The organism is Streptomyces sp. NH27, from assembly GCF_056859195.1.
On the sequence record NZ_JACEGK010000372.1, the window covers coordinates 1 to 7,997 of the forward strand.

The 7,997-nt window shown below is 71.6% G+C and carries 6 protein-coding genes and 1 pseudogene; 3 read left to right on the top strand and 4 right to left on the bottom strand.

All coding sequences use genetic code 11. The features are described 5' to 3' along the window. Positions 1 to 327 precede the first annotated feature (327 nt). From egtD to egtA, 4 genes and pseudogenes are all read right to left on the bottom strand, one after another. Positions 328 to 1,314: an L-histidine N(alpha)-methyltransferase gene (egtD, locus tag AC13HU_RS26135; protein WP_483044407.1), complete on the bottom strand. Its 987-nt coding sequence runs from the start codon at positions 1,312 to 1,314 to the stop codon at positions 328 to 330. A 114-nt stretch (positions 1,315 to 1,428) separates the two neighbouring features. Further along, a pseudogene (locus AC13HU_RS26140) lies at positions 1,429 to 2,166 on the bottom strand (class II glutamine amidotransferase); the annotation flags it as partial. Next, positions 2,166 to 3,629: an ergothioneine biosynthesis protein EgtB gene (egtB, locus tag AC13HU_RS26145; RefSeq protein WP_483044402.1), complete on the bottom strand. Its 1,464-nt coding sequence runs from the start codon at positions 3,627 to 3,629 to the stop codon at positions 2,166 to 2,168. The gene egtB and the pseudogene AC13HU_RS26140, both read right to left, overlap by 1 nt. A 96-nt stretch (positions 3,630 to 3,725) precedes the next feature. Then, positions 3,726 to 5,162 (bottom strand): ergothioneine biosynthesis glutamate--cysteine ligase EgtA, encoded by a 1,437-nt coding sequence (egtA, locus tag AC13HU_RS26150; protein ID WP_483044403.1) that lies wholly within the window; start codon positions 5,160 to 5,162, stop codon positions 3,726 to 3,728. Between the two features lie 418 nt (positions 5,163 to 5,580). Between egtA and AC13HU_RS26155 the strand changes: the two genes are divergently transcribed. The 3 genes from AC13HU_RS26155 to AC13HU_RS26165 all read left to right on the top strand — a co-directional run bounded on the left by AC13HU_RS26155 (position 5,581) and on the right by AC13HU_RS26165 (position 7,874). Then, the gene (locus AC13HU_RS26155) at positions 5,581 to 6,600 is read left to right on the top strand and encodes a polyprenyl synthetase family protein (RefSeq protein WP_483044404.1); all 1,020 of its coding nucleotides are present in this window, start codon (positions 5,581 to 5,583) and stop codon (positions 6,598 to 6,600) included. A 354-nt stretch (positions 6,601 to 6,954) separates the two neighbouring features. Beyond that, the gene (locus AC13HU_RS26160) at positions 6,955 to 7,449 is read left to right on the top strand and encodes a UTRA domain-containing protein (protein WP_483044405.1); all 495 of its coding nucleotides are present in this window, start codon (positions 6,955 to 6,957) and stop codon (positions 7,447 to 7,449) included. 20 nt (positions 7,450 to 7,469) lie between these two features. Then, positions 7,470 to 7,874: a hypothetical protein gene (locus AC13HU_RS26165; protein ID WP_483044406.1), complete on the top strand. Its 405-nt coding sequence runs from the start codon at positions 7,470 to 7,472 to the stop codon at positions 7,872 to 7,874. Positions 7,875 to 7,997: the final 123 nt, after the last annotated feature.

Here is a 7,997-nt window from a genome sequence, read left to right on the forward strand (position 1 = left end):
CCGCGCCGGTGTTCCCGCCGAGCAACGGGACCGCCGGGGGCGGGGGAGCGGCGGCAGTCGCGAACGGCCTTGCCGGGTTGGCTAGTGCCGTGACCGGCAAGGATTGCCGGGTAGCGAGGGGTTCTGGTGCTCCCCCATGGCCTTCGGCGTGGGGGTGCCCCCAGGCCGCAAGGCGGCCGGAAGCCCTCGTAGTGGGTCTACTCGGGCTTTCGGCCAACGCTGGGGGCACTCCCCCTGGCTTCGCCGGGGGTGCCCCCACCCGCCGAAGGTAGGGGGAGGACGCGCGTGCCAGGGCGGCGAGCGGGGCAAACCTTGCCGGGAGGGGCACTAGTTCGGCACGGCCAGCAGGAGGGCGAAGCGGGCGGCGGGGTCGGTCCACCAGTGGCGGACGGTGAAGCCGCCGTCGTGGAGTTCGGCGGTGAGGGACTCGCGGCGGAACTTGCAGGACAGTTCGGTGCGCACCTGCTCGCCGGCGGCGAGGTCGAGCGAGAGGTCGAGGTCGGGGATCTTGACGGTCTGCGCGATACGCGACCGCAGGTGCATCTCGATCCGCTCGTACTCCTCGTTCCAGACGGCGACGTGCTCGAACGCGGCGGGGTCGAAGTCGGCGTCGAGTTCGCGGTTGAGGACGTGCAGCACGTTCTTGTCGAACTCGGCGGTGACGCCGGCCGCGTCGTCGTAGGCGCGGACCAGCACCGCCGGGTCCTTGACCAGGTCGGCGCCGAGCAGGAGCACGTCGTCGCTGCTGAGCGAGCGCGCGAGGGTGCGGTAGAACGCGGCGCGCTGCGGGCCGTCGAAGTTGCCGATGGTGCTGCCGAGGAAGGCGAGCAGGCGCGGGCCGGGTTCGTCGGAGAGCGGGATGCCGCCCTCGAAGTCCGCGACGGTGGCGGAGACGGCCAGCCCCGGGTAGTCCGCGCAGATCGCGCGCCCGGCAGCTTCGAGGGCGGACGCGCTGACGTCCAGGGGCGCGTAGCGGCGCAGGGTGCCGGCGGCGGTGAGGGCGTCGAGCAGCAGCCGGGTCTTGCGGGAGGAGCCGGAGCCCAGCTCGATCAGGGTGGCCGCGCCCGTGGCCGCGGCGATCTCCGGCGCCCGGCGGACCAGGATCTCCTGCTCGGCGCGGGTCGGGTAGTACTCGGGCAGCTTGGTGATCTGCTCGAACAGGTCGCTGCCGCGCTTGTCGTAGAACCACTTCGGCGGCAGGGTGCGCGGGGTGGCGGTGAGGCCGCCGGTCACGTCGGCGTGCAGCATGTCGGTGAAGTAGCCGGCGGGAAGCCGGTCGTCGAGGGTGAAGTGGCTCTGGTTCTCGGCGCTCATGAGGGTGGTGTCCTTGCGTTCGGGGCGCAGCGCGATGACGCGGACGCCTTCCGTGGTGGCCAGGAGCAGGGAGCGGTCGGGGACTTCACGCCATTCGCCGAGCGCGTCCCCGACCGCGTCGTCGGGTTCGGACGCGACGACCACCGCACCCGGGCGGAGCCGGTACCAGAGCGTGTCGCCCCACGCGCTGGCGGCGATGGTACGGCCGTCGGTGAGCAGGAAGTTGAGCCGCGCGGTGGGCCGGGCCGCGGCGACCTCGCGGATCACGGCGGCCAGCGCGCCGCCCGGCGGCTCGCCCCGGCGAAGCCGGCCCGCGAGCATCGCCCACAGCAACGCGGAGTCGGAACGCGCCTCCAGGGCGAGCAGTTCGGACGGGCCGAGCCCGGTCGGCAGCCGGGTCCAGTCCGGCACGGCGCCGTTGTGGCTGAACAGCCAGCGCCCGTCCCGGAAGGGCGCCGCCGCCGACTCGTCGGGCGTGGTGCCCTCGGTGGCCGACCGCACCGCGGCCAGTACGGCGCCGCTGCGGATCACCCGGGCCAGTTCGGCGAAGTTGGGGTCGGCCCACACCGGCAGCGCTCGCCGGTACCGCGCGGGCGCGGCCGTCCCCTCGTCCCCGGGCCGCTCCGGACCGGGCGAGTGGTCCGCCGCCGGCGGGTCGTACGACACGGGCTGACCGGGCGCACCGGGCGCCGCCGCCGGCGGATACCAGCCGACCCCGAACCCGTCGGCGTTCACCGTGCCGTGCCGCTGCCGGCGCGGCTGCCAGGACTGTTCGTACAGGCCCCGCGGCGGCTCGACGATCAGCCGTGCCAGCAGCAACGGCGGTCCCAGATAAGCGAGATGACGGCACATCAGGCAGCCCCACCGCCCGCCGATCCCGAAGTGCCCTCATCCGCAACTGCGTTCGCAACCGCGTTCGCAACCGCGTTCGCAACCGCGCTCGCGTCCGCCGGGTCCGCGTCCGTCACGTCCCTCGCCGTGCGGAACCCGGCGAAGATCTGCCGCCGGATCGGGTAGTCCCAGTTCCGGAAGGTGCCGCGGCAGGCCACCGGGTCCACCCCGAAGGCGCCCCCGCGCAGCACCTTGTACTCCGGGCCGAAGAACACCTCGGAGTACTCCTTGTACGGGAAGGCGGCGAAGCCCGGGTAGGGCATGAAGTCCGAGGCCGTCCACTCCCACACGTCGCCGACGAGTTGCCGGGCGCCGCTGGGCGCCGCGCCCTCGGGGTAGCTGCCCGCGGGGGCGGGCCGCAGATGGCGCTGGCCGAGGTTGGCGTGCTCGGGGCCGGGATCGGCGTCGCCCCACGGGTAGCGGCGCGAGCGGCCGGACGCCGGGTCGTGCCGCGCCGCCTTCTCCCACTCCGCCTCGGTCGGCAGCCGCCGGCCGGCCCACCGCGCGTAGGCGTCGGCCTCGTACCAGCACACGTGCAGCACCGGCTCGTCGGCGGGCACCGCCTCCAGGTGGCCGAACCTGCGGCGTATCCAGCGGTCGCCGTCCCGGGACCAGAACAGCGGCGCCGTGAGGCCCGCGTCCTGGAGGTGCTGCCAGCCCTCGGGCGTCCACCACTGCGGGTCGCGGTAGCCGCCGGCCGCGATGAAGTCGGCGTACCGGGCGTTGGTGACCGGCACCGTGTCCAGCCAGAACGGTGCCAACCGCACTTCGTGCGCGGGAAGTTCGTTGTCCAGCGCCCACGGCTCGGTGCTGGTGCCCATCGTGAACGGGCCGCCGGGGACGAGGACTTCACGCGGCAGCGCGGCCGCGTCGGCCGGTGCGGGTGGCGGCGCGGGAGCGTCCAGCACGGCCGGCCCCGACCTCAACTGGTGGGTGGCGAGCATCGTCTCGCCGTGCTGCGCCTCGTGCTGGGCGAGCATCCCGAAGACGAAGCCGCCCGCCAGCAGCCGCTCGGGGTGCGCCGGGTCGGTGTCGATGCCGGCCAGGACGTCGAGGGTCTCGTCGCGCACCTCGGCGACGTATCCGCGCGCCTCCGCCGGGCCGAGCAGCGGCAGAGCGGGGCGGTCGGCGCGGGGGTGCCGGAACGCGTCGTAGAGGTGGTCGAGGTCGGGCCGCACCCCGGTGCGCCGGCCGGCCTCGCGGATCAGCCAGAGCTCCTCCTGGTTGCCGATGTGCGCCAGGTCCCACACCAGCGGGGACATCAACCGGGAGTGCTGGGCGACGAGGTCGTCGTCGGTGACGGAATCGGTGAGCAGGCCGGTACGGTGCCGCGCGGCCCGGAGCGCGGCGAGCGCGCGGGCGGCCGGGTCGGAGGGCGCCGCGGACGCCCCGCCGGCCGGGGTCTGTGAGCCTCCTGGGTCCAAAGGGGTGGAAGTGGCTGATGTGGCTGAAGTGGTCAGATTTTCGGCAGTGTTCAGGTGCGGAGTACGAGGGTCTGTCACGGCAAGCCTTCCGGAGGGTCAGGCGCGGCTCAGTGCGTCCAACTGGTCGTGGGCCGGACAGCGGCCCCGTTCTGGATAGCGCTCGGCGAAGTCGGAGACGGCCTGCCGCAGGGCCGGGGAAGCGCCCGGGCGCCCGAGGGCGCTCTCGGCGGCGGCGAAGCAGGCGCGGGCCGCCCTGGCCAGTTCGGGATCGGCCAGGCCGATCCGTGCGGCGCGGCGCCAGACGAGATCGGAGGGGAGAGGGTCACCGTCCGTGCCGAGCGGTTCGGTGGCCGCGTACGCGGTCTCGGCGGCGACCGGATCGTCCAACAGGGTTGCCGCGAGCGCGGTCGGCACGATCCACTGCTCGCCGTCCTGCGCGTCGATCATCCGCAGTTCCAGCCAGCCGCGCGGGCGGACCGGCGGGAAGAGGGTGCTGAGGTGGTAGTCCAGGTCGCCGACGGTGGGCCGCCGGACCCCGGGGGCACCGCGCACCCACTGACGGAAAGTGAGCCCGGGAGGCGCGGACCAGTCGGCGGAAGTGGTCGAATCCGTGCCTATGTTCGAGCCCTGACCCGAGCGAGATGCCGAGCCCGCGGCGGAGCCGGAGCCACTGTTCGCACTGCGGTCCGAACCGCCGTCCGCGCCGTCCTGCGCGGAGCCGGACCCGGACCCGGAGCTGGGTGTGGACCCGGAGTCGGAGCCGTCCTGCCGGATGCACAGCACCCTGGCATCCAGTGCGTACCGCGCCCAGGCGGCGCGCGGGTCCTCGTCCTGCCCGTCGTGGCGCGGTTGCCGGGTCCTGCCGGGGTCCATCAGGGCCCAGTTGGCCTGCCGGGTGGACACCCAGCCGGTCGGGCGGCCGTCCCGAAAGGGCGAGTTCGCGAACGCGGCGACCATCACCGGGCCGATCCGGTGGGCGAGCGCCCAGCGCCTGCGGTAGCCGGCCACGCCCGCGGTGTCGTCGCCGCTGTCCAGGTTGACCTGCAAGGATGCCGTGCGGCGCATCATCGTACGACCCCAGGGGCCCTCGCGGTCGAAGAAGCGTTCCATCGCCCGGTAGCGGGGATGGTCGAGTACGCGGGGCGGTTCGCGGTGGGGGTCGAGGCCGTGTCCGACGAGCAGCAGTCCGGCTCGTTCGACGGCTTCCCTGAGAGTGGCGAGGTCTTCTGCCATCGCCGTCACGCACCCCGCGAGGGTGGGTGCGGGTGGAGAGCTCAGCTCCACCTGGCCACCCGGTTCACGGGTGAGCCTGCTGCCCCTGGGCAGTGCCCCTGGGGCCTCGACCGGCGCGAGCGCCGCGTCCAGTCGTTCGACGGGGATCAGTTCGCGTGGATCGGAGCGGTCCTGGACGAGCCATTCCAACTCCACGCCGGTCCGCTCGGGCGGTCCCGTCTTGAAGCACACCCCTCGTACATGGGCTTCTGCTTCGTCCTCGGTGAGGTCATCACCACGGTCGGCTCGGTTGGTAGCCATCGGTCCACCTCCTCAGTTCTTCTGTCGGGTGTTCATCCGAAGCGAGGACATGTCACATGTTGCTGTCGAGAGTGTAGGTCGCCATGGTGCGCGGCGGTCTTACCTAATGATGAACAGGCGTGCGGTCAAGCATTCGATATCGGCCGAGTATTCCCGCGCCCGACCACTTCACTCTTTCGAGTGGGTCATATATGAATAAACCAGGTGATCAGGATTATACGGGCGGTGATCGTCCGCGGCTCGTCGCAGGGCGATGCCCCGGCAGTGATCAACACCTGACCGGCTACCCTGCCGGTAGGGGCAGTCGCAGGTCCCCGTCCCCGGACGGACTCTGCGGAAGCGCCCCAGCAGTCGTAGCCGCCGTAACCGCCCCAGCTCGGACCCGCCAGATGCCAGACCAGCGACAGGAGTACCCCTCGTGACCGTCGTCGGGCCCCTCGGGCTGAGCGTGTGGGACGAGAACCTCGATGCCGACGTCCAGGCCGGTCTCGCGGCCGTGGAGGAAGGGCTGCTGGAGGCGACCAAGAGCGACGTCCCCTTCATCACCGACACGGCCAGACACCTTCTGCAGGCCGGCGGCAAGCGTTTCCGGCCACTGCTGGTGATGCTCGGGGCACAGTTCGGCGATCCGCACGCGCCAGGTGTGGTACCGGCCGCCGTCGTCGTGGAGTTGACCCACCTCGCCACCCTCTACCACGACGACGTCATGGACGAGGCGGACGTCCGCCGGGGGGTGCCCAGCGCCAACTCCCGCTGGGGCAACTCGGTTGCCGTCCTCACCGGCGACTTCCTCTTCGCCCGCGCCTCCCACATCCTCGCCGACCTCGGGCCCGAGGCGGTGCGGGTGCAGGCCGAGGCGTTCGAGCGGTTGGTCACCGGGCAGATCATGGAGACCGTCGGCCCGCGCGACGGCCGCGACCCGCTCGACCACTACCTGGAGGTCATCGCGGGCAAGACCAGCTCGCTGATGGCGGTGTCCGGGCGGTTCGGGGCGATGATGTCCGGCGCCGACGAGTCGGTGGTGCACATCCTCACGCAGTACGGCGAGCGGATCGGCGCGGCGTTCCAACTCGCCGACGACGTGCTGGACATCGCCAGCGACAGCCACGAGTCCGGCAAGACGCCCGGGACGGATCTGCGCGAGGGGATCCCGACGCTGCCGGTCCTGCACGTGCGGAGGTGGCACGCGCAGGGGAAGGGGTCGGCGACGCCGGAGGACCGGCGGCTGAACGAACTCCTCGACGGCGACCTCACGGACGATGTGCTGCACGCGGAGGCGCTGCGCCTGCTCCGTGCGCATCCCGCGCTGGAACAGGCCCGACGGGACACGGTGCGCTACGCGGACGAGGCGCGGGCGGCGCTCGCCCCCTTGCCGGACCTTCCCGCGAAGGCGTCGTTGGCGGCGCTGTGCGACGCGGTGGTCCACCGCGCGGGTTGAGGGCGCGTCGAGGGTGCCCCTGCCCCCCGGGGTGGTGCGTTCTGTCGGCTCCGGGACCACCTTTCGGCGGCCCCGGCCGTAGATGACCAGCCGCCAAGTTCCGGCCCACGTGTAGCGTCAACCGCATCCGATAGGAAGTCAGGGGAAGGGAGGGCGACGTGAACTCCGGAAGCGTGGCCAATATGGTCGATGACCTGCGGCGGCAGATCGACGCAGGCGACCTCGGCACGGACGAGAAGATCCCGCCCACGCGGGTCCTGATGGAGACCTACGCGCTCTCCGACAACGCCGTGTACCGCGGCATAGCCCTGCTCAAAAGCCGAGGGCTACGCCTACAGCAGGCAGGGAAAGGGCGTGTTCGTACGCGACCGTCGTGCCCTGATCGCGGGTGCTCGCAGAATCCAGGGCATCACACAGGCCGGTGAGCACATCGAATGGCGCTACAGCATCCGAACTGATGCGCCGCCGTGGGTCGCTGACCATCTGGGCGTCGGCGAGTGCGTCGAGCGGGCCCGGACCGTGCGTCGTGGAGTCCTCATCCTTCAAGCGTCACGCTCCTGGGTCCACCTCGACGTGACCGCTGAAGTCCCGGAGCTGGACGAGCCGCGACCCTGCAGTCCCACATGGCAGGCCGTCTACACCCAGCGCTCCGGCAACCCGGTGCAAGCTGCTTCCAAGGTCGTCGACGCCCGCATTGCGACTACCCAGGACTGCGAAGCGCTCGGGCTCGCCGCCGACACGTACGCAGTCATGATCATGCGGACTGTCTACGTCACAGCCGGCCGAGTGATCGGTGTCGGCGAGACCGTCTACGCACCCGGCCATCCCGTAGATCTGAAGGTTTCCTGACCTGGCATCGGAGGACCCTCATGAACCGCACAGCCCCCCAACACGCATCCATCGCTGCCGAGTCCGTCAACGGTCTCAACCGTCGCGGCCTCGCAGCCCTCACCCGCACCGAGGACGCCGACCTCACCCGGATCAAGGACGTGTACGAGGTTGCGGCCAGTTTGAAAGTGCTGGCCCAGCGGCTCACCCTCACCGCAGATCAGATGAGACGGCTGGTCGATGAGTGGCACGAGGAGGGTCGCCTCCGTACCGCACCAGCAATCGATCCCGGCGCCTTGGTCGATGACTTCAGTTCAGCCATGAGCGACGCCCAAAGGAGTGCGCTCGCTCTGTACACCGCTTTCCACCGCGCGACGGAAAGCCTCGCCCCGATCGGCTGGCAGGAACCAGAAGCAGCCGGGACCACGAACGAACTCAACGTCTAGTGCCCCTCCCGGCAAGGTTTGCCCCGCTCGCCGCCCTGGCGCGGCCGTCCACGGCGTTGCCGCATAGGCCGAGTAGGCCCACTACGAGGCCGCTGCGGCGCCTTGCGGACGACCACGCCAGCA

Excerpts from the sequence above, each read along its gene's own strand:
- AC13HU_RS26165 (WP_483044406.1), top strand. The coding sequence starts at position 7,470 with ATGAACCGCACAGCCCCCCAACACGCATCCATCGCTGCCGAGTCCGTC.
- egtD (WP_483044407.1), bottom strand. The coding sequence starts at position 1,314 with ATGAGCGCCGAGAACCAGAGCCACTTCACCCTCGACGACCGGCTTCCC.
- egtA (WP_483044403.1), bottom strand. The coding sequence starts at position 5,162 with ATGGCTACCAACCGAGCCGACCGTGGTGATGACCTCACCGAGGACGAA.